This is a genomic window from Mesorhizobium sp. WSM4823, from assembly GCF_055811195.1.
The window spans coordinates 334,921-353,077 of sequence record NZ_JBVVQL010000005.1 but is presented as its reverse complement, the minus strand read 5'-3'; the positions used below and the strand labels follow the sequence as shown (position 1 = coordinate 353,077).

The 18,157-nt window shown below is 66.1% G+C and carries 17 protein-coding genes and 1 tRNA gene; 4 read left to right on the top strand and 14 right to left on the bottom strand.

Features of this window, described 5'->3' with window-relative positions; all coding sequences use genetic code 11:
- Nucleotides 1-4 precede the first annotated feature (4 nt).
- Nucleotides 5-1,294 carry an efflux RND transporter periplasmic adaptor subunit gene (locus AC0L26_RS16500; protein ID WP_473633482.1) on the bottom strand — a complete coding sequence of 430 codons (1,290 nt, stop codon included), beginning with the start codon at nucleotides 1,292-1,294 and terminating at the stop codon, nucleotides 5-7.
- A 114-nt stretch (nucleotides 1,295-1,408) separates the two neighbouring features.
- Between AC0L26_RS16500 and AC0L26_RS16495 the strand changes: the two genes are divergently transcribed.
- The 3 genes from AC0L26_RS16495 (at nucleotide 1,409) to AC0L26_RS16485 (ending at nucleotide 3,058) form a co-directional block, all read left to right on the top strand.
- On the top strand, nucleotides 1,409-2,320 hold the full coding sequence (locus tag AC0L26_RS16495; protein ID WP_473633481.1) for a PhzF family phenazine biosynthesis protein: 912 nt from the start codon (nucleotides 1,409-1,411) through the stop codon (nucleotides 2,318-2,320).
- Nucleotides 2,321-2,424: 104 nt separating this feature from the next.
- A tRNA-Lys gene (locus tag AC0L26_RS16490) sits at nucleotides 2,425-2,500 on the top strand.
- Nucleotides 2,501-2,884: 384 nt separating this feature from the next.
- On the top strand, nucleotides 2,885-3,058 hold the full coding sequence (locus AC0L26_RS16485) for a hypothetical protein (protein WP_473633480.1): 174 nt from the start codon (nucleotides 2,885-2,887) through the stop codon (nucleotides 3,056-3,058).
- An 87-nt stretch (nucleotides 3,059-3,145) separates the two neighbouring features.
- On the opposite strand, the gene AC0L26_RS16480 is transcribed toward AC0L26_RS16485, so the two are convergent.
- From AC0L26_RS16480 to cbiE, 8 genes are all read right to left on the bottom strand, one after another.
- Nucleotides 3,146-3,682 (bottom strand): MgtC/SapB family protein, encoded by a 537-nt coding sequence (locus AC0L26_RS16480; RefSeq protein ID WP_473633555.1) that lies wholly within the window; start codon nucleotides 3,680-3,682, stop codon nucleotides 3,146-3,148.
- Nucleotides 3,683-3,789: 107 nt separating this feature from the next.
- On the bottom strand, nucleotides 3,790-4,800 hold the full coding sequence (cobT, locus tag AC0L26_RS16475) for a nicotinate-nucleotide--dimethylbenzimidazole phosphoribosyltransferase (protein ID WP_473633479.1): 1,011 nt from the start codon (nucleotides 4,798-4,800) through the stop codon (nucleotides 3,790-3,792).
- A gap of 24 nt (nucleotides 4,801-4,824) precedes the next feature.
- Complete coding sequence (locus AC0L26_RS16470; RefSeq protein ID WP_473633478.1) at nucleotides 4,825-5,592, bottom strand: adenosylcobinamide-GDP ribazoletransferase; 768 nt, start codon at nucleotides 5,590-5,592, stop codon at nucleotides 4,825-4,827.
- A complete protein-coding gene (locus AC0L26_RS16465; protein ID WP_473633477.1) occupies nucleotides 5,589-6,902 on the bottom strand; it encodes a cobyrinate a,c-diamide synthase in 1,314 nt (437 codons plus the stop codon). Before AC0L26_RS16465 ends, AC0L26_RS16470 begins: the two co-directional genes overlap by 4 nt.
- On the bottom strand, nucleotides 6,899-7,717 hold the full coding sequence (gene cobA / locus AC0L26_RS16460; RefSeq protein ID WP_473633476.1) for a uroporphyrinogen-III C-methyltransferase: 819 nt from the start codon (nucleotides 7,715-7,717) through the stop codon (nucleotides 6,899-6,901). The genes AC0L26_RS16465 and cobA overlap by 4 nt, the downstream gene beginning before the upstream one ends.
- Nucleotides 7,714-8,478 carry a precorrin-4 C(11)-methyltransferase gene (cobM, locus tag AC0L26_RS16455; RefSeq protein ID WP_473633475.1) on the bottom strand — a complete coding sequence of 255 codons (765 nt, stop codon included), beginning with the start codon at nucleotides 8,476-8,478 and terminating at the stop codon, nucleotides 7,714-7,716. Before cobM ends, cobA begins: the two co-directional genes overlap by 4 nt.
- The gene (locus tag AC0L26_RS16450) at nucleotides 8,475-8,861 is read right to left on the bottom strand and encodes a cobalamin biosynthesis protein (protein WP_473633474.1); all 387 of its coding nucleotides are present in this window, start codon (nucleotides 8,859-8,861) and stop codon (nucleotides 8,475-8,477) included. Before AC0L26_RS16450 ends, cobM begins: the two co-directional genes overlap by 4 nt.
- On the bottom strand, nucleotides 8,858-10,099 hold the full coding sequence (cbiE, locus tag AC0L26_RS16445) for a precorrin-6y C5,15-methyltransferase (decarboxylating) subunit CbiE (RefSeq protein WP_473633554.1): 1,242 nt from the start codon (nucleotides 10,097-10,099) through the stop codon (nucleotides 8,858-8,860). The genes AC0L26_RS16450 and cbiE overlap by 4 nt, the downstream gene beginning before the upstream one ends.
- 1 nt (nucleotide 10,100) lies before the next feature.
- Between cbiE and AC0L26_RS16440 the strand changes: the two genes are divergently transcribed.
- Complete coding sequence (locus AC0L26_RS16440; protein ID WP_473633473.1) at nucleotides 10,101-10,868, top strand: cobalt-precorrin-6A reductase; 768 nt, start codon at nucleotides 10,101-10,103, stop codon at nucleotides 10,866-10,868.
- Here the strand turns inward: AC0L26_RS16440 and AC0L26_RS16435 are convergent.
- Genes AC0L26_RS16435 through AC0L26_RS16415 form a run of 5 tightly spaced genes read right to left on the bottom strand, consistent with a single transcriptional unit; the run spans nucleotide 10,832 to nucleotide 18,144 of the window.
- Nucleotides 10,832-11,596, bottom strand: a complete 765-nt coding sequence (locus AC0L26_RS16435; protein ID WP_473633472.1) for a precorrin-3B C(17)-methyltransferase — start codon at nucleotides 11,594-11,596, stop codon at nucleotides 10,832-10,834. The genes AC0L26_RS16440 and AC0L26_RS16435 overlap by 37 nt on opposite strands.
- Complete coding sequence (locus tag AC0L26_RS16430; RefSeq protein ID WP_473633471.1) at nucleotides 11,593-12,354, bottom strand: precorrin-2 C(20)-methyltransferase; 762 nt, start codon at nucleotides 12,352-12,354, stop codon at nucleotides 11,593-11,595. Before AC0L26_RS16430 ends, AC0L26_RS16435 begins: the two co-directional genes overlap by 4 nt.
- Nucleotides 12,351-12,983 carry a precorrin-8X methylmutase gene (locus tag AC0L26_RS16425; RefSeq protein WP_473633470.1) on the bottom strand — a complete coding sequence of 211 codons (633 nt, stop codon included), beginning with the start codon at nucleotides 12,981-12,983 and terminating at the stop codon, nucleotides 12,351-12,353. The genes AC0L26_RS16430 and AC0L26_RS16425 overlap by 4 nt, the downstream gene beginning before the upstream one ends.
- Before the next feature lie 2 nt (nucleotides 12,984-12,985).
- Nucleotides 12,986-14,476, bottom strand: coding sequence for a precorrin-3B synthase (gene cobG / locus AC0L26_RS16420; RefSeq protein ID WP_473633469.1), 1,491 nt, complete (start codon nucleotides 14,474-14,476; stop codon nucleotides 12,986-12,988).
- Nucleotides 14,473-18,144, bottom strand: coding sequence for a cobaltochelatase subunit CobN (locus AC0L26_RS16415; RefSeq protein ID WP_473633468.1), 3,672 nt, complete (start codon nucleotides 18,142-18,144; stop codon nucleotides 14,473-14,475). Before AC0L26_RS16415 ends, cobG begins: the two co-directional genes overlap by 4 nt.
- Between the last annotated feature and the right edge of the window lie 13 nt (nucleotides 18,145-18,157).

Here is an 18,157-nt window from a genome sequence, read left to right as displayed (position 1 = left end):
GGTCTTAGTTCCGCTGCTGCGCGGTAATGATTTGGGCACCCTCTCCGAGGCCGGAGGTGATCTCGGTCAGTTCGCCGTCGGTGGAGCCAGTCTTGACGTTGACCGGCCGAGGCCGGCCATTCTCGAGCACGTAGAGCGTGCGTGAGCCGTCGGTAGGGGTCGTCGTCGCCTGGCGCTGGCGGTTGCCGCCCGGACGGCCCATACGGCCCGTGAACAGGTCGCTCAGGCTCCACCCGCGGGCGGCCGCTTGCGCCGGCCGGTAACGGAAAGCCGTCGACGGCACGGTGAGCACGCCCTTGGCCTCTCTGGTGACGACGGAAACGGTGGCAGTCATGCCCGGCCGCAACAGAAGCTCGTTGTTGTCGACGTCGAACCGCGCGTCGTAGGTGACGACACCGTCAGTGGTGACCGAAGCATAGGAGATGTCGCGGATCTCGGCATCGAACGGCCGTTCCGGAAAGGCGTCGACGGTGAAGCGCGCATGCTGGCCGGGCTTGACCGCGCCGATGTCGGCCTCGTCGACCGCTGCCTTCAATTCCATGTTCCTGAGGTCGGCGGCAATGACGAACAGCACCGGCGCCTGCAGCGAGGAGGCGACCGTCTGGCCGGGATCGACCGAGCGCGTCAGGACGATGCCGTCGATGGGCGCATAGATGGTGCTCTTGGCAAGGTCGGTCTGCTGCGCCTTGAGGTCGGCATTGGCGATGGCAAGATTGGCTTTGGCGCTGTCGAGCGCTGCCTTGGAGCGGTCGCGCGTCGCGGTCGCCGCTTCAAGCGACTGGTCCGTCGCCATGCCGCGCTTGGTGAGTGCCGCGGCGCGCACAAGCGCTCTTTCACTTTCGGTGAGGGTTACCGTGGCGGTCTCGACATTGGCGGCCGCCGCCTTGGCGGAAGCCTCGGCGCGTTCGATCTGCACCTCCAGCTTGGCCGTGTCGAGCGCCGCCAGGACATCGCCCTTCTTCACCTGCTGGTTCTCGTTGACCGCCACCGCGCGGACGACGCCGGACAGTTCGCTCGAAATGTCGACCTGGGTGAGCGGTTGCAGCGTGCCGGTCGCCGATACCTCGACCGTGAGATCGGCGACCGCGGCCGGCGCCGTGGTATAGTCGATCTTGGCGGGAGACCCGGCATACCATTGGTAGCCGGCGATGCCAGCCGCGACGACGATCAGAGTAAGCAGGCCATAGAGCCAGAAGCGACGCCGTTTCTTCTTCAGGCCCTGGTGGTCAAGCCCGAGCGCCGTCTCGATGGTGGAAGCGGATTCCACTTTTGGCAGATTGACAATCTGGTCCACGCCGGACCCCTATAATATCAGTGATGTCCCAATCAGTGCACAGATCAGGCCTAATGGTTCAAATATCAAATTAAATTTCGCCCATGTTAGGATTGAGGCAGAAGGCTTACTACGATGCTGACCCGGAATTACTTACTTTACGACGTGTTCACGACCGAGCGGCTGGCCGGCAATCCGCTGGCCGTCGTGCTGGATAGCAAGGGGCTGGACACGGCCGCGATGCAGGCCATCGCACGCGAGTTCAACCTGTCGGAAACGGTCTTTGTGCTGCCGGCGGACAATCCCAAGCACCGCGCCCGCATCCGCATCTTCACGCCCGATTACGAAATGCCGTTCGCCGGTCATCCGACCGTCGGCTCCGCGATCGCGCTTGCCGAAATGGCTGGCGATGGCGACACCGCCGGCATCTTTGTCCTGGAAGAAAACATCGGCCCTGTGCGCTGCGCCGTCAGCAAGCATGATGGCGCAGCCTTTGCCGAGTTCGACCTGGCCAAACTGCCGGAGCAGCTGGAATTGTCCGCCGACCCGGAGGCGATCGGGGCAGCGCTTGGCCTGGGGCCGCACGAAATCGGCTTCGAGAATCACCGCGTCTCGTTCTGGTCGGCCGGCGTGCCCTATGTGACCATTCCGGTCGCCGATCTGGAGGCGGCGGCGCGGATAAGACTGGACAACCAGGCGTGGTCGGAATTGGCACCCCGCAAGAGCGAATGGGCCTTCGCCAGCCCGTATGTCTACTGCCGCGAGACGGTGAACCACGAGAGCGCCTTTCATGTCCGCATGATCGTGCCGGGCAATCCTTCCTATGAAGACCCGGCGACCGGTTCGGCGGCGGCGGCTTTTGCCGGCGCGATCATGCATTTCGATGGCCCGAGAGAGGGTGTTTCCCGGCATTGGATCGAGCAAGGGCTGGAGATGGGGCGGCCTTCGCGCATTCGCCTCGAACTGACGGTCGAAGGCGGCAAACTCGCCGCCGCCCGCATCGGCGGCCATGCCGTCAAGGTGGCGGAAGGCCGGTTGTTTGTCTGATCGCGATCGGCTCGAGGCGATTTGTCGGGAAATGAATCCGGCAGGGCTGGACATGGCGGATGGCGGCGGCTATATGCCCGCCGACGCTGGTTTTACCGGCGAGTGGGTGCGTAGCTCAGTTGGTAGAGCAGCTGACTCTTAATCAGCGGGTCACAGGTTCGATCCCTGTCGCACCCACCATTTAATTCGTTGATTTCCCGCTTTTTCGCTGCTGGAAAGAGTGTTGCGAACATAGCGGCTTCCAGCCCTGACGGTTGGCTTTCAATTCGCGTTCGGCTCCAGCTGCGGCGCGGGCTCGGCCCAGCGGGACTGCAAAAGCGCCATTCCTTCCACGGCGGGATGTTCACACGGACCTTGCGCCAGCCCGGTCGGCTTCTCGGCAATACCGAGGGCTCTATCGTCCAGACGACACGAGAGGTCCGGCGGAGGATCGCGACAGTAAGAGAAGGCGACTGTTCAAAATTTGCCCGAAAGCGTACAAGACTAAATCGTCAGGCATGCAATGGGCGCTGATGCTTAGGAGAAACCACCGCACTCCTGCCCCAAATGCGAGGCATTCGTGTGATGGCAGAAGTACCCAAGCCCGGCCTGACCGACGACCATGTACGCGCGCTTGCGCAAGAGTCAGGTGCTAGCGAGCAGGAAATACGTGACATCGCATCGCTGATCGGTTTCGATCGTGCATCGATCCTTAGAGAAGCGCGTCTGTTGAGCCGTGATCTAAGACCGAAGCTTTAGGACTTAGTTCCTGCCTGATCTGCACACCGGGTCAGCCGTATCGATCTCGCGAATGGGCGTTCTGCCTTGGCACGCGGGGCGTTTTCCTCAGTCTTTGGGCCGCTTGGGCACGTTTTGTTCCGACATGGGCTTTTCTTGTCCGGTGTTCTCGCCAATACCGGACTTGGCGGCAAAACTGTAGAGAAGGCCTGCCACGACAAGCACCAAAAGCGTGCCGAGCGCCGCCACTTGCCACAGACCGAGCCCGCACGCCACGCCAATTGCCCCAGACAGCCACATGCCAGCACCGGTCGTCAGCCCGTGGATCTCGCCTTTCGAAAACAAAATCGATCCGGCAGCAAGGAACGCGACGCCAGCGGTAACCGCTTCGACAACACGAATCGGATCGACCCTCACGGAATCCTGCAGAAACATCGGCGCGTGAATGATTTCAATCGTCAGAATACCGAAAGTAGCGGCTGCCACGCAGACCAGTATATGGGTGCGGAGCCCGGCAGGCCGATTTCGCCATTCGCGTTCGAACCCGATCGCCGCGCCGAAGATCGACGCCAGTAGAAGCCTCGCCGCAATAACGGGAAACGGGACGTATGTCGGATGGCCGAACTCTTGGAAAAGCTGTTGCATGCGTAACCCCGGGCTGACCGGCCACAACGTGCTCGGGCCTGCCCGGTTCCCCAATGCCGCCGTGATCCATCGAGGGCTCGATCGAGACTTGATTCAGGTTGAGGAGATTACTTCTCCGAAACCCCAGCCTCGGCAAAGCTTGCCATGCGGGCATGGCATTCGAGCGCGGAGCGGACGATGTTGACGGCAAGGCAGGCGCCGGAGCCTTCGCCGAGCCGCATGCCGAGGTCGAGCAGCGGCGGCAGGCCGAGCGCCTCGAGCAGGCGGCGATGGCCCGATTCGGCCGAGACATGGGCGGCAAGTGTGTGGGCGAGGCCGGCGGGGTGCAATCTTGCCAGGGGTGCGGCGGCGGCGGTGCAGACGAAGCCGTCGAGCAGCACCGGTACGCCGTGATGTCGTGCGGCTAGGGTCGCACCGAAGATGGCGGCGAGTTCGCGCCCGCCAAGGGCTGCCGCGACCAACAGCGGGTCGGCAAGGGCCTCGGCGTGGCGCTTGAGGCCGGCCTCGATGGCGGTGATCTTGCGTACAAGGCCGGCATCGTCGACGCCAGTGCCGCGCCCGGTCCATTTTTCCGCGCCGCCGCCGAACAAGGCCGCCGAAATGGCTGCCGCCGGCGTGGTGTTGCCGATGCCCATTTCACCGCAACAGACGAGGTCGAGATCTTTCGTCACCGCGCCGTAGCCGGCCGAGACGGCGGCGAGGAAGACTTCGTTGTTCATCGCCGGCACTTGCGTGAAATCGCCGGTCGGGTGATCGAGGTCGAGCGGAATGACGTCGAGCTCCGCACCGGCGATGCGGGCGAGCTGGTTGATGGCGGCACCGCCGCCGGCGAAATTCGCCACCATCTGCACGGTGACCTCCGACGGGAAGGCCGATACGCCCTGTGCGGTGACGCCGTGGTTGCCGGCAAAGACGAAGACTTTGACGCGGTCGAGCTGCGGCATGTCGCGGCCCTGCCAGCGCGCCAGCCATGCGGCTATTGCTTCCAGCCGGCCGAGACTGCCTTGCGGCTTGGTCAGCGTGTCCTGGCGGCGGGCAACGGCACTGGCCGCGGCGTCGCTGCCCAGAGGCAGATCGAGGCAGGCCGCGCGCAGTTCATCAAGCGATTTGAAAGGCATGGGGGCAAAGTCTCCGAAACAGAGTCAGGAAAGGCAAACGGAAGCGACGAGCAGGATTGCGATCTCGCCAAACTGCTGCAGCGCGCCGACCGTATCGCCGGTCTGGCCGCCGATCTGGCTGAGGCACAGCATACGGAAGGCGGCAAACAACAGGCCGAGCAGGATGAGCGCAGCGACCGCGCCACCGAGCCCGAGCGTCAGCAGTGCCACGGCGCCGAGCAGGGCGCCGGCAATGGCGGTTTCGGCCGATACGCTGCCTGCATCGGCCGAGAGGCCGTCGCTGCGAGCCGGCGGCAACAGATGCATGAAAGCACCGAACAGGCCGCGCGAAGTGGTATGCATGGCGATGAGAGCGACGAGAACTTGCGCCGGGCTGGCGAATTCCGAAAGCGCGCTCCAGCGTATCAGCAGCGAGAGACCAAGCGCGCAGGCGCCGTAGGCGCCGATGCGGCTGTCGCGCATGATCTCCAGTTTTTTCTCGCGCGTCTTGCCGCCGCCAAAACCGTCGGCGACATCCGAAAGCCCGTCTTCATGTATGCAGCCGGTGACGAGCAAGGTTGCGGCAAGGGTCAGTGCTGCCGCCGGCCCACCGGGAAGACCGAGCCTTGTCCCGATGGCGTAGACCATGGCGCCAATCAGCGCGACGGCGAGACCGGCGATGGGCGCTGCCCAGATCGCACTGGCCAGTCTGCGATCGCGAAAGTCGAAAACCGGCAGCGGCAGCCGGGTGAAAAAGACAAGGCAGAGCGCGATGTCGTCGACGGCTTGCCGGGGCGAGGGGACTGCGGTCATGCACCTCTCGCAATGGCATGGAAGAATGTGCCGCTGACATGGCCGCGCCGGTAGCCGGAGGCGCCGAGCGGATTGCCCTGGCCATCAGCAAGGTCGGCCAGTGGTTCGTCATTGCCGGCCGCAATCATCTGCGCATAATGGAATTCGTGGCCGCGGATCAGCGTGCCCTGGGGTCCCAGTGGGCAAGCGGCCCGCAGCCGCGCCTCACGGTAGCCGAGATTCATCTTGCGTTTGGCGAAGCTGGTCGAGTGGCCGAGCAGGCCGAGCATCCCGTGCGTCTCGCCCGATGCATCCTCCAGCGCCTCGCCGAGAACCATGAAGCCGCCGCACTCGCCATGCACCGGTTTCGTTGCCGAAAAGGCCACGATGCCTGCCCTGAAATTCGCGGCGCCGGCGAGGCGGCCGGCATGAAGCTCGGGATAGCCGCCGGGCAGCCAGCAGACATCGCAATCGTCGCTGGGCGCTTCGTCGGCGAGCGGCGAGAAGAGGACGATTTCCGCCCCGGCCTTGCGCCAATGCGCGGCGACATGCGGATAGAGGAAGGTGAAGGCTGCATCCTCGGCCAATGCGATGCGCTGGCCGGGCGGCGGCAGTGCGTCGCTGAAGCTGCCCGATGCAGGCGTCAATGGCGCCGCCAGCGCCATGATGGCGTCGAGGTCGAGCGACCTTTCGACCATGTCGGCCAGTCGGTCCAGATGCGCCATTAAATTTTCATATTCACCGGCCTGAACGAGGCCGAGATGGCGCTCGGGAAGGTTGAGCGAGGGGTCACGCAATATGGCGCCGACGACAGGCAGGCCGAGCGCCTCGATGGCGTCGCTGCAAAGCCGCCGGTGACGCTCGCTGCCCAGCCGGTTGAGCACGACGCCGGCCATGCGCACGTCGGGGTCATAGGTAGCAAAACCCTTGGCGACGGCCGCCGCCGTGGTCGACTGCCCGGAAACGTCGAGCACCAGCAGCACCGGCAGGCCGTAGAGCCGGGCAAGATCTGCGGCCGAGCCGGTGCGGCCCGGAGCAGCGGGAATGCCGTCGAACAAGCCCATCGCGCTTTCCAGGAAAACGAAATCGGCATCTTCAGTCGCGGCACCGGCCAGCGCGTTGAGCAACGCAGGCGGCATGGCCCAGCTGTCGAGATTGACGCCGGACAGGCCCGTGGCAGCGGTGTGGAAGCCGGGGTCGATATAGTCGGGACCGGATTTGGCGCCGCGCACTTTCAGGCCGCGCCGGGCGAGCGCGCGCAAGATGCCGATGGTGACGCTGGTCTTGCCCGAACCCGAACGCGGCGCGCCGATGATGATCGAGCGGGTCATGGCTCGCCCGCCAATGCTGCACGCATCGCGACGATGCCGCCGACAACGATCAGCGCCGGTGAGGTCAAGCCGGCGGCGGCCGCCTCGTCGGCGATGGTGGCGAGCGTGGCGACGACGATGCGCTCCTGCGGCGTGGTCGCGGCGACGATCACCGCGGCGGGCGTCGCCGGCGCCAGCCCGCCCTCGAGCAATGCGCCTGATATCAGCGGCAGATTGGCCATTCCCATATAGACGACGACCGGCTGGCCGGTGCGGGCGATTGCCGCCCAGTCGAGGTCGTCATCGGTGCCGGCGGCGTGGCCGGTTGCCAGGATTACCGCCTTGTTGATGCCGCGCATGGTGGCCGGGATGCCGGCGCCGGCAAGCGCGCTGAGGCCCGAAGTCAGGCCGGACAGAACGCGGAACGGAATGTTTTCACGGGCAAGTGCCAGCGCCTCTTCGCCGCCGCGCCCGAAAATATAGGGGTCGCCGCCTTTCAACCTGACGACGCGGCGGCCTTCGTGCGCCAGCCGCACCAGCAGAGCGGTGATGTCGTCCTGCTTCATCGACGGCTGACCGCCGCGCTTGCCGGCATAGAACAGCTCGGCACTGGCCGCCACTGCCACGACATCGGGAGACACCAGCGCGTCGTAAACGAGGGCATCGCACTGCCCAAGTGCCGCCAGCACTTCCAGCGTCAAGCAGCCGGGATCACCGGGGCCGGCGCCGGCCAGCCAGACATGACCCGGCTCCAGCTGGCGCGGCTTGAAGTTCAGCCGGGCCAAAGCCTGTTCGACTGAAGCGTTTCCATTTCTTTTTCCGGTACCGTCGTTCACAATCCGTCCCGTCCGCGAAAACGCCGCTGGTAGTGGGCGTCGTAAAGTGAACTCTCGCCAAAGCCTTCCGCTGCCAGCGAACGGCCGACGAAGATGATCGCCGTGCGTTCCATCGGATCGGCGGCCAATTGCGCCTCGATGGTGGCCAGCGTGCCGGTCAGCACGCGCTCGTCCGGCCAGGAGGCGCGGAAGACGACCGCAACCGGGCAATCGGCGCCATAGAACGGCGTCAATTCGGCGACGACACGGTCGATGGCGTGGATGGCAAGATGAATGGCCAGCGTCGCGCCGGTGCGGCCGAAGCCGGCCAGCGTCTCGCCGGGCGGCATTTTTGACGCACGGCCGGAGATGCGGGTCAGCACCAGGCTCTGCGCGACTTCAGGAATCGTGAGTTCGCGGCGCAGCGCTGCCGCGGCGGCAGCGAAGGAGGGCACGCCCGGCGTCAGCGTATAGGCGATGCCGTGCTTTTCCAGCCGGCGGATCTGCTCGGCGACGGCGCTCCACACTGAGAGGTCACCGGAATGCAGGCGGGAGACATCGTGGCCAGCCTCGTGGGCATCGAGATATGCCGCCTCTATCTCGTCGAGCGACATCGGCGCGGTGTCGATCAATTTTGTGCCGGGGGCGCAGTGCTGCAGCAGCTCGGGCGCGACGATCGAGCCGGCATAGAGGCAGACCGGGCAGCTTTCCAGCAGTCGGCTGCCGCGCAAGGTGATGAGGTCGGCCGCGCCCGGTCCGGCGCCGATGAAGTGGACGGTCATGCCGCGTCTCCACTGATGGCGATCGCGCAGGTGACCGGGCCGAGCACGGTGCGCGGCCCAAGCAGTTTCGCGCCTTTTCCGGCAGCGGCAAGCGCGGAGGCTTCGGAAACCGACGGTGTGCCGGCACGCTCCTGCGACAGGCTCGAGCGGTTGATTACGTGCGACGACGCGGCGATGAGCGCATCGTCCTCGACAACAATCACGGGCAGGGCGAGCTCCCCGCCCGCGGCGAAGATTGCCTGCTCGTCCTGCTTCAGAGAAGCGGTGGCGAGCGCCGAAAGCGCCGTCATCGCCAGGCCATGCGTTTCCAGCGCAGTTTCTATCGCGGCAAGCACATCCCTTGCGCTGACGTCTTTACGGCTGCCGATGCCCGCGACCATCATGGCTTGACCCAGCTCCATTGGGTGACCGGCATAGCTGGCCGCCAGGCTTGCATCGAACCAACCGGTGACACGCGCGATAGGGCGATGCGGGTGAGATCGCCACCGAGCGCAGCGTGACGAGCGAGAAGCAGCGCCTCCATTTCCAGCGTCACCGCATTGGCAACCAGGCGGCCGCCAACGCGCAGCGCCTTGATGGCCGCGGCCAGCACGCCGGTATCGCTGCCGCCGCCGCCGATGAAGATCGCATCGGGCGTGCCCAGCTTGGCAAGCGCCTTTGGTGCCGAGCCTTCGATCACGACGAGGCCGGGCACGCCACAGTGTGAAGCGTTGCGGTGGATGCGGGCGGCGCGGGTCGGGTCGGCCTCGACGGCAATGGCGCGCATCGAGGGATGGGCCAGCATCCATTCGATTCCTATCGAACCCGAGCCGGCGCCGATATCCCACAGCAACTCGCCGCGCCTGGGGGCGAGGGCAGACAGGGTAATGGCGCGGATCTCGCGCTTGGTGATCTGGCCGTCATGCTCGAACAAATGATCGGCAAGGCCTGAAGCCAGCGGCAGGATGCGTGCTTCGGAAGTTGAGTCAACCTCGATTGCCAGCACGTTGAGCGGGTTGATCTTTTCGAGATCGAAGGCGTCCGCTCGCGCCGACCGCAGCCTTTCGTTCGGGCCGCCCATTGCCTCCAGGATTGTCAGCCGTGAGGCGCCGAAGTCGAGTTCGGTCAGCAGCCCCGCAATCGCCGCCGGTGCATCGCCATCCGAGGTCAGCGCTAGGATGCGGCTGCCGGGGTGCAGCAGCGGCCGGATCAGGTCGAGCGAGCGGCCGTGCAGCGAAATGGTCTCGATATCCTGCAGCGCCCAGCCGAGGCGGGCGGCGGCCAGCGACAAGGCCGAAGGTGCGGGGATCACCTGCGTCTCTTGGGCAGGAACCTTGCGAGCAAGGGTGACGCCGACACCGTGGAAGAACGGATCGCTCGAGGCCAGTACGCAGACGCGTCTGCCGGAAAGCGCCAGCACGTCGCGCATTTCGGGATCGAAAGGGGCCGGCCACGCACGTGCTTCGCCTTTGGCGAGTGACGCGACAAGGGCAAGGTGACGCGTGCCGCCGAAGACGAATTCAGCCGCGGCTATCAACTGCTTGGCCTCGTCGCCGAGACCCGCTACACCGTCCTCGCCGATGCCGACGATTGTGAGCCATCTTGAGTTGAGCTTGGCGCCGCGCGGACCCTCAGCAGGCATGATGACCCACCGCATTCTGATCCTCGGCGGAACAACCGAAGCCCGGCAACTGGCGGGAAAGCTGGCCGCGCGCACCGATGTGTCGCTCACGCTGTCGCTGGCCGGCCGCACCGAAAACCCTGTCGCGCAGGACGTGCCTACCCGTACGGGTGGTTTCGGCGGCGCCGATGGGCTGGCGGCGTATCTCCGCGAGACCCAAATTGACCTGCTGATCGACGCCACGCACCCCTATGCGGCGCAAATCTCCGCCAACGCGGCGGAAGCGGCGGGCAACACCGGCGTGCCGATCGTTGCGCTGAGGCGCCCCGGCTGGGAGCCTGTCGAAGGCGACCGATGGACGCTGGTCGCCAATGTTGCCAGCGCGATGACGGCGCTGGGATCGGCTCCACGCCGCGTCTTCCTGGCGCTCGGCCGGCAAGAGGTGGCCGCTTTCGAAGCCGCGCCCCAGCATCACTATCTCATCCGCAGTGTCGATGCGGTCGAGCCAAGGCTTGCTGTGTCCGATGCGACCTATCTCTTGGCGCGCGGGCCGTTTCGGGAGCCGGACGAACGCGCGCTTCTCGAAAGCAGTGGCATCGATGTTGTCGTTTCCAAAAACAGCGGCGGCCAGGCGATCTACGGCAAGATCGCCGCAGCGCGGGCGCTCGGCATAGAGGTGGTCATGATCGGCAGGCCGGCGCTGCCGGATGTTACGTCGGCCGAGACCGTCGAAGCCCTTGATGCGATGGTCAGTCATTTTCTTGGGCCCGCTGCCGAACGCGGCGTGTAGACCAGCGCCGGTTTTGCACCGCGCTTGATGATCCTGGTTTCCGGCGAGCCGATGATGATGCAGGTCGCCATATCGGCCTTTTCCGCATCGGCGTCCGCCAGCAGAAACACCTCGATGCGCTCGTCGGGACGGCCGGCAGCGCGGCCGAAGATAACAGGCGTGGTGCCGGGCAGGATCGCGGTGAGGCATTCGAAGGCGCGGCCAAGCTGCCAGGGGCGCGCCTTGCTGATCGGGTTGTAGAGCGCGATGACGAAACCGGCGCCCGCCGCCGCCAGCAGGCGCAGTTCGATAAGATCCCAAGGCTTCAGATTGTCGGACAGTGAAATGGCGCAGAAATCGTGGCCGAGCGGCGCGCCGATGCGGGCAGCGACCGCGAGCATCGCGGTGATGCCGGGCAGCATTGCGACATCGACGGCGCGCCATTCCGCCGGACCGGCCTCGATCGCTTCGCAGACGGCCGCCGCCATCGCAAAGACGCCGGGGTCGCCGCCGGAGACGACCGCAACATCGTGGCCCTGCGCAGCCTTTGCCAGAGCGTCCTTGGCGCGGGACAGCTCTTCTCGATTGTCCGAGGCGACGCGGGTCTGGTCGGAGCGGAGATCGAGCCGGTCGAGATAGGGTTTGTAGCCGTAGAAGAATTTTGCCTCGGCCACGGCGCGGCTCGCTTCCGGCGTCACCTGGTCGGCATTGCCGGGTCCGAGGCCGATGACGGTCAGGCGGCCGCTCATGCTCCGGCCTCCATCAATGCTTCGGGACGGCCGGACCAGCCGGCGACCAGCACGATGGCGAAGTAGGGCGCCTTGTCGTCCTTCTTGTCGGCCAGCCGCATCGAGATGCCGCCCGGCATGGTGCCGCGCTCGACATAGACGGCACGCGCCAGCTTGCCGGTCGCTTCCAGTGCGCGCCTGATCTTGGGCAGGTTGCGGCCGACCTTCATGATGACGGCGGCATCGGTATCGGCGAGGCGGCGGGTCAGCTCGAATTCGCTCATCGTGCCCGGCAACACGGTCAACACGTCGTCGCCCTGGACGATCGGCGTTCCGGTCGCCGACCAGCAGCCGGACATGGCGGTGACCCCGGGAATGACTTCGGTCGGGAAGCGGTGCGCCAGCCTGACATGCAGATGCATATAGGAGCCGTAGAACAGCGGATCGCCCTCCGAAAGCACGGCGACCATCCTGCCGGCGCTGAGATGCTCGGCGATTTTTTCGGCCGACTCCTCGTAGAAATCGGTTATCTGCGACCGGTAATCGCTGTGATCCTTGTCGATTTCGGTGGTCACGGGATAGAGCAGCGGCAACTCTATCAAATCGGGACGAAAATGGGCGCCGACGATGGCGCGCGCATTGCTGTTGTTGCCGCGCTTGGCGAAATGCGCAACCACGTCGGCCTCGGCCAGCGCGCGCACCGCCTTGAGCGTCAGCAGCTCGGGGTCGCCGGGACCGGTGCCGACGCCGACAAGCCTGCCTTTTGCAATCGCGTTCACAGGCCCGGCCTCGCCAATGCGTTGAGTGCTGCGGCGGTCATGGCGCTGCCGCCCAATCTGCCGCGCACGATCGCGTAGGGAACGCCATAGGAATTCTCGGCCAGCGCGTCCTTCGATTCGGCCGCGCCGACGAACCCGACCGGCATGCCGATGATGACAGCCGGTTTCGGCGCGCCGTCGCGCAGCCTTTCCAGCAGGTAGAAAAGCGCTGTCGGCGCATTGCCGATGGCGACGACCGAATCGGCCATGCGCTCGCCCCACAGGTCGATGGCTGCAGCCGAGCGGGTGTTGCCGATCTTTTTGGCGATGTCGGAGGTTTGCGGATCGCGCAGCGTGCAGATCACCTCGTTGCCGGCCGGCAGCCGCGCGCGGGTCACGCCGCGCGAGACCATCTCGGCGTCGCAGAAGATCGGCGCGCCACCCGTCAGCGCCGTGCGCGCGGCGGCAACAAAATCGCCGGAAAAAACAAAGTGCTGCGCGGCCTCGACCTGGCCGCAGGCATGGATCATGCGGATGGCGACATCGGCCTCGGCGTCGGAAAACCGCGACAGGTCGGCCTCGGCACGAATGATGGCGAAGGAGCGCTCATAGATCGCCGTGCCGTCATGGATATAGTCGTAGGCGGTCATGTTCATTCCTGTCGGTAGAGTTCGGTGACACCGGCCGCGCCAAGCCTTGTCAGGCAGGCGGCGGTGGTCTCGCCTCGAAGTCGTGCGCGGCGGATCGCTGCCGCAATATGGCCGATGCCGCGCGCGGCGTCATAGCCCGGCCTGTATCCGGCAGGAAGGGCCTTTGCCGTCCCGTCCACGACAAGTCCGGCTCCGTTTTCGCCGCCGACCAGTGTCAGCGCCGCCGGCCCGGGATGCGCGCAGCCCTTGGCACAGCCGGAAATGTGAAGCTTGAAGGAGAAATCAAGGATGTCACGATTTTCTGCAGCGATGGTCTCGGCGATGTCACGCGTCGCGATCCGGCCGGAGGCGCAGGCGGGCGCACCGGGGCAAGCGGCGATCCTGGTGCGCGGATCGGTGGCGTCGGTGACGAAGCCGAGGGTGGCGGCGGCTTGCTGAAGGCTCTGATTGGCGGCTGCAGGCTGACCAAGGAAGAGAAGCGTGCGGCCTGGTGCGAGGCGGATTTCGGTTGTGCCGAGGGTGAGAGCACTCTGCGCGAGGTCGATGAGCTTGCCTGCTGGCATGCTGCCGAAGGGCAGGCCGATGCCGAGGGCACGGCCGTTGTTCAGGTCGAAGACACCAATGGGCGGGCGAGAGCGCTCGACGGCGCCCCCCTCTGTCCTGCCGGACATCTCCCCCTCTAGGGGGGAGATTGCCCCTTGGTATCCGCCTTCGCTAATTGCCGAAGTCGCGCCGAATACCAAGGCAGCAGAAGGACGGCCGTCGGCGGAACTGCCGATCTCCCCCCTAGAGGGGGAGATGTCCGGCAGGACAGAGGGGGGCGCGAAGGAATGCCAGCTTGCGAGAGATCTGCGCTGCCGTTCCGTCAAATCTCTTGTACGGGCTTCGCGGCCTTTTTCCGCAACCATCCTTAGAATCGCGACGGCGATATCACGGGCTGCTTCCTCCTCGACCATGGCGAGAGGCCTGGCATTCTGCCCGTCGCCAGCAACGGCTATCAGCCAGCGGGCGCCCGCGTCGGTTCTGATCCCAGCCAGTCGTACGTCGGCCGTCACCGCACCCATCGTCAGTTGCCCGCCGCCGTCGATGACGACTGAAACCTTCGGACCGAGCCTTGCCGTCAGACCAGCCTCTTCAATCGCCTCCCTGATCCGCTCTGCCAGCGGTCGCGGATCGGCGATCTCCTGCGGATCGAAGCCTGCCAGCGGGCCGGTCTCGACCGGAACCCCGGTGCGCACCGCAATCCCGAGCGCGTCGACCTCCACCGCCAGCAGCCGGGCGCTTGCCGGCGTCAGGCCGCGGATCTGCAGGCTGCCGCGGGCGGTCACTTCCATGATGCCGTTGCCGTGCCGCAAGGCGGATTCACCTAGCCCGATCAAGGCTTTCGGCAAGAGTCCTCCGGCGACCGGATTGAGCCGCACCAACAGCCCGTCGCCGGTCTGCATCGGCACGGACAGAGCAGGGCAGGCGCCGCGGCGGGAGAAAGCGTTCATGCCGCCACCCCCAGCGCCTGGGCCTCGGCGATCAGTGCGGCGAGATCGTCATCGATGGAATTGCGCTGCGGATGCCAGAGACCGCGCCGCCGTGCCGACAATAAGCGTTCGGCGATGACCTTCGCGGCGGAAGGGTTTTCGCGCAGGATGAAGGCGCGAACCACGGGATCGCCAAGATAGGCGTCGTGCACGGCTTCGATCAGCGCGCCCGGTATGGCGTGGGTGGTCTCGGCGAAACCGACGAGACGGTCGACCGTCTCGGCGAATTCCGAGGCACCGCGGGGCCCGTGCCGCATCTGGCCTGATATGAAGCGCGGGTTGACCGCGCGGGCGCGGACTACCCGCGACACCGCCTCGCCAACCGAGCGCGGCTTTGGCTTTTGCGGGTCCGTGGTGTCGAGCACGATGACGTCGGCGTTCTTGCCGAGTGCCGCAAGCGCCGCTGAAAAGCCGCCGATGAAGGCGACGTCGGCGGAGCCTTCGAGGATGTCGCGGCCGGGGTCGTCGCCGGTGTGGACGAGAAGGTCGGCCTCAGCGATACGATCCTCGAAGGCGCCGGGCACTGAGACACCTTCGCCCTCGGCGCCGCCATAGGCGTGCGAGGTGGCATCGAGGTAGGCGCGGCCGATCTCCTCGCGCGCGCCCCAGTCGCCGCTCGACAATAAATCCTCGACGCCGGCGCCGTAGGTGCCAGGCGAGGTGCCGAAAATGCGCGGGCTGATCTTTCCATCCGCGCGGGTCCTTGCCGCGAGCGGGTTTTCCGAAGCGTCCTCGTCACGGGCTGCGACGGCGTTGGCCGCAGCGTCGATCAGCGCAATCTGGGTCGGGAACATGTCGCGGAACAGGCCTGATATACGCCAGGTGACATCGACGCGCGGGCGGCCAAGCGTGGCCGGCGGCAGCACCTCGATGCCGGTGACGCGGCCGGTGGCGGAATCCCATTGCGGCCGGCAGCCCATCAGCGCCAGGCCTTGCGCGATCTCTTCGCCACCGGTGCGCAGCGAGGCCGAGCCCCAGAGATCGATGACCAGCGAGCGCGGCCAATCGCCATGCGATTGCATGTAGCTGCGTACCACCTCTTCAGCCGCGGCCGTGCCGAGATCGAAGGATGTCGGCGTCGGCATGGAGCGCGGATCCGATGTGAACAGGTTGCGGCCGGTCGGGAGCACATCGCGCCGGCCCCGCGCCGGCGCACCGGCAGGACCGGCGGCGACATGGCGGCCGTCTAGGGCGGCAAGCAGCGCTGCTTTCTCGGCGGCCGCACTTTGTTCGCGCAGCGGATCGGCCTCGCCCGCGCCGTCCCCCTTGGGCGAGCGGCCATAAATGTGCAGCCCGTCCTTGATGGCGAAGTCCTTGAGGTCGCAGAGCCAGGCGTCGATGCGGCGCAGTGCTTCGTCTGGCGCGTCGGTTTTGGCAACGCCGGCTTCGGAAGCGAGACCGGTCTTCTGCGCGGTCTCGACGATCAGCTTCGCCAGGCGGTCGCGGCGGCGGCGGTCGAGCCCGTCAGCCTGGGCGTATTCGTCGACCAGCCGTTCAAGCCGGTGCTGGTTTTCGTCGAGTCCGGCGCCGGCCAGCGGCGGCGGCAGATGGCCGAGGGTGACGGCGGCGATGCGCCGCTTGGCTTGTGCTGCCTCTCCTGGGTTGGAGACGATGAAGGGATAGATGACGGGCAGGGGACCGGTGACGATCTCGGGAAAACAGGTTTCGCTGAGCGCAACGGTCTTGCCAGGCAGCCATTCCAGCGTGCCATGGGCGCCGACATGGATGAGGGCATGGACGCCGAGCGTCTTGCGCAGCCACAGGCCGAAGGCGATCAGCGCGTGGCGCGGCGGCAATGTCGGGTCGTGATAGTCGGCGCGGCGGTCCGCGGAGCGACCGCGATCAGGGGCGAGCGCCACAGTGATGTTGCCGAAGGTGGCGGCGCGGAAGGGGAAATTTGCGGTGGTGGGCGCTTGAACACCCCCCTCTGTCCTGCCGGACATCTCCCCCTCAAGGGGGGAGATTGGCGGCTCCATTGCCGGCTCTCTTCCTGCAGCGTTGGAGATCGGCGAAAGCAGAGATGAGGGCGCAATCTCCCCCCTTGAGGGGGAGATGTCCGGCAGGACAGAGGGGGGTGCCTCGCGCGAGCCTGCTTCATCTTTTGCCTTACCCCATGCCGCCTCCACGGCGGCGTATGCCGCTTTCGGCAATTCCGTGGAGAAGGCCAGATAATCCTCCAGACTCAATCCCTGCCCGGCCACCTCCAGCATCTCCAGCAACGCGCGCGGCGTTTGCGGAATCCCTTCAACGGCGTAGCCCTGTTCGCTCAGGTCGTGCAGCATCGCCAGCACGCTGGACGGCACATCAAGGCCGACGGCATAGCCGGTGCGGCCGGGGGCGCTCGGATAGTCGGGGATCAGGATGGCGAGCTTGCGCTCTTTGCGGGGCGTCCGCTGCAGGCGGATGAAGGCCTCGATGCGGGCAGCCACTTGCGCGACGCGGTCCGGCTCCGGCCGGTTGGCGAAAGCGCGGAAGGCCAATGCGGGATCGGTTTCGGCCTCGCCCTTGAAGGAAATGGCGCCGGCGAGGATACGGCCGTCGAGCTCCGGCAACACGACATGCATGGCGAGGTCGGCGGGCGCCAGGCCGCGCTGATTGTTTTGCCAGATGTCGCGGCGTGTCGTCGCGACGATGACCTGGAACACCGGCACGCCGGCGCGGTCGAACAGGGTTTCGATGCCGGGTTCGGCACCGGAGGCGAAGGCCGTGGCGGTGATGATAGCGGCAGGCTTCAGGGTCGCGAGCGCAGTCTCGACAAAGGCGAGCGATGCCGGGTCCTTGAGGCTGGAGACGAAGATGGGAACGGGGGCCATGCCGCGCGCGCTTAGCACCTCGAAAAGCGCGTCCACGGGCGCGACATCGGCGGCCAGCAGCATCGAACGGTAGAAGAGGATCGGGATGATGGGCGCGGCATCTCCCTCCCCCTCGAGGGGAGGGTGGCCCGAAGGGCCGGGTGGGGTCGTTGCGGCAGTGCTCGACGTTTTTTTCTGTCGGCGCGCGTCAGAGAGGACCCCACCCCCGGCCTGCGGCCGGACCCTCCCCCTGAGGGGGAGGGGGACGACGCGTTCTACGACCCCAAGTCCCGGCTGATAATATCCCGCCTTTGGCACTCTGACCGGCTCGACGATCGCCGTGTCCATACCGGCCAACCCTGCGAGACGGGTGACCAGCGCCTTCATATTCTCCGCGCCGCCCTCGCGAAAATAGCCGAGCAGCCCGTCCAAGTCCTCGCGGGGCAGCGTCGAGCCTTCGATCAGCCGCAAATCCTCGTCGTGGCTCTCGCCGGGTAGGAGCGCCAGCTTGATACCGCGATCTCGTGCGACAACGGCAAGCTGGTCGCAGCCATAGCGCCACCAGTCATAGCCGCCGAGGATACGAACCAGGACGACCTTGGCGTGCTGGGCGACGCTGTCGATCCAGAGGTCGACGGACATCGGATGGCGCAGGTCGCGCAGAGCCGCAAGCCGCATCGACGGCAGGCGATCCGCGTCCGCCTTCCACGCCGCCGCCAGCCCGGCCAGATCGCTGTCGGTGAAGGACAGCGCCACGACATCCGCAGGCGTCTGCCTGAGATCGACAGGCTCGGCGAGATCGTCGAGCGAGGCGGATGTTGTGGTGAGGATGTGCATCGCGGCTCGTGCC

Coding starts and splice junctions, on each gene's coding strand:
- AC0L26_RS16465 (WP_473633477.1), bottom strand. CDS start 6,902: ATGACCCGCTCGATCATCATCGGCGCGCCGCGTTCGGGTTCGGGCAAG.
- AC0L26_RS16480 (WP_473633555.1), bottom strand. CDS start 3,682: ATGCAACAGCTTTTCCAAGAGTTCGGCCATCCGACATACGTCCCGTTT.
- AC0L26_RS16440 (WP_473633473.1), top strand. CDS start 10,101: ATGACCCACCGCATTCTGATCCTCGGCGGAACAACCGAAGCCCGGCAA.
- AC0L26_RS16415 (WP_473633468.1), bottom strand. CDS start 18,144: ATGCACATCCTCACCACAACATCCGCCTCGCTCGACGATCTCGCCGAG.
- AC0L26_RS16470 (WP_473633478.1), bottom strand. CDS start 5,592: ATGACCGCAGTCCCCTCGCCCCGGCAAGCCGTCGACGACATCGCGCTC.
- AC0L26_RS16425 (WP_473633470.1), bottom strand. CDS start 12,983: ATGACCGCCTACGACTATATCCATGACGGCACGGCGATCTATGAGCGC.
- AC0L26_RS16495 (WP_473633481.1), top strand. CDS start 1,409: ATGCTGACCCGGAATTACTTACTTTACGACGTGTTCACGACCGAGCGG.
- cbiE (WP_473633554.1), bottom strand. CDS start 10,099: ATGCCTGCTGAGGGTCCGCGCGGCGCCAAGCTCAACTCAAGATGGCTC.
- cobG (WP_473633469.1), bottom strand. CDS start 14,476: ATGAACGCTTTCTCCCGCCGCGGCGCCTGCCCTGCTCTGTCCGTGCCG.
- AC0L26_RS16450 (WP_473633474.1), bottom strand. CDS start 8,861: ATGATGGTCGCGGGCATCGGCAGCCGTAAAGACGTCAGCGCAAGGGAT.
- cobT (WP_473633479.1), bottom strand. CDS start 4,800: ATGCCTTTCAAATCGCTTGATGAACTGCGCGCGGCCTGCCTCGATCTG.
- cobM (WP_473633475.1), bottom strand. CDS start 8,478: ATGACCGTCCACTTCATCGGCGCCGGACCGGGCGCGGCCGACCTCATC.
- AC0L26_RS16485 (WP_473633480.1), top strand. CDS start 2,885: ATGGCAGAAGTACCCAAGCCCGGCCTGACCGACGACCATGTACGCGCG.
- AC0L26_RS16435 (WP_473633472.1), bottom strand. CDS start 11,596: ATGAGCGGCCGCCTGACCGTCATCGGCCTCGGACCCGGCAATGCCGAC.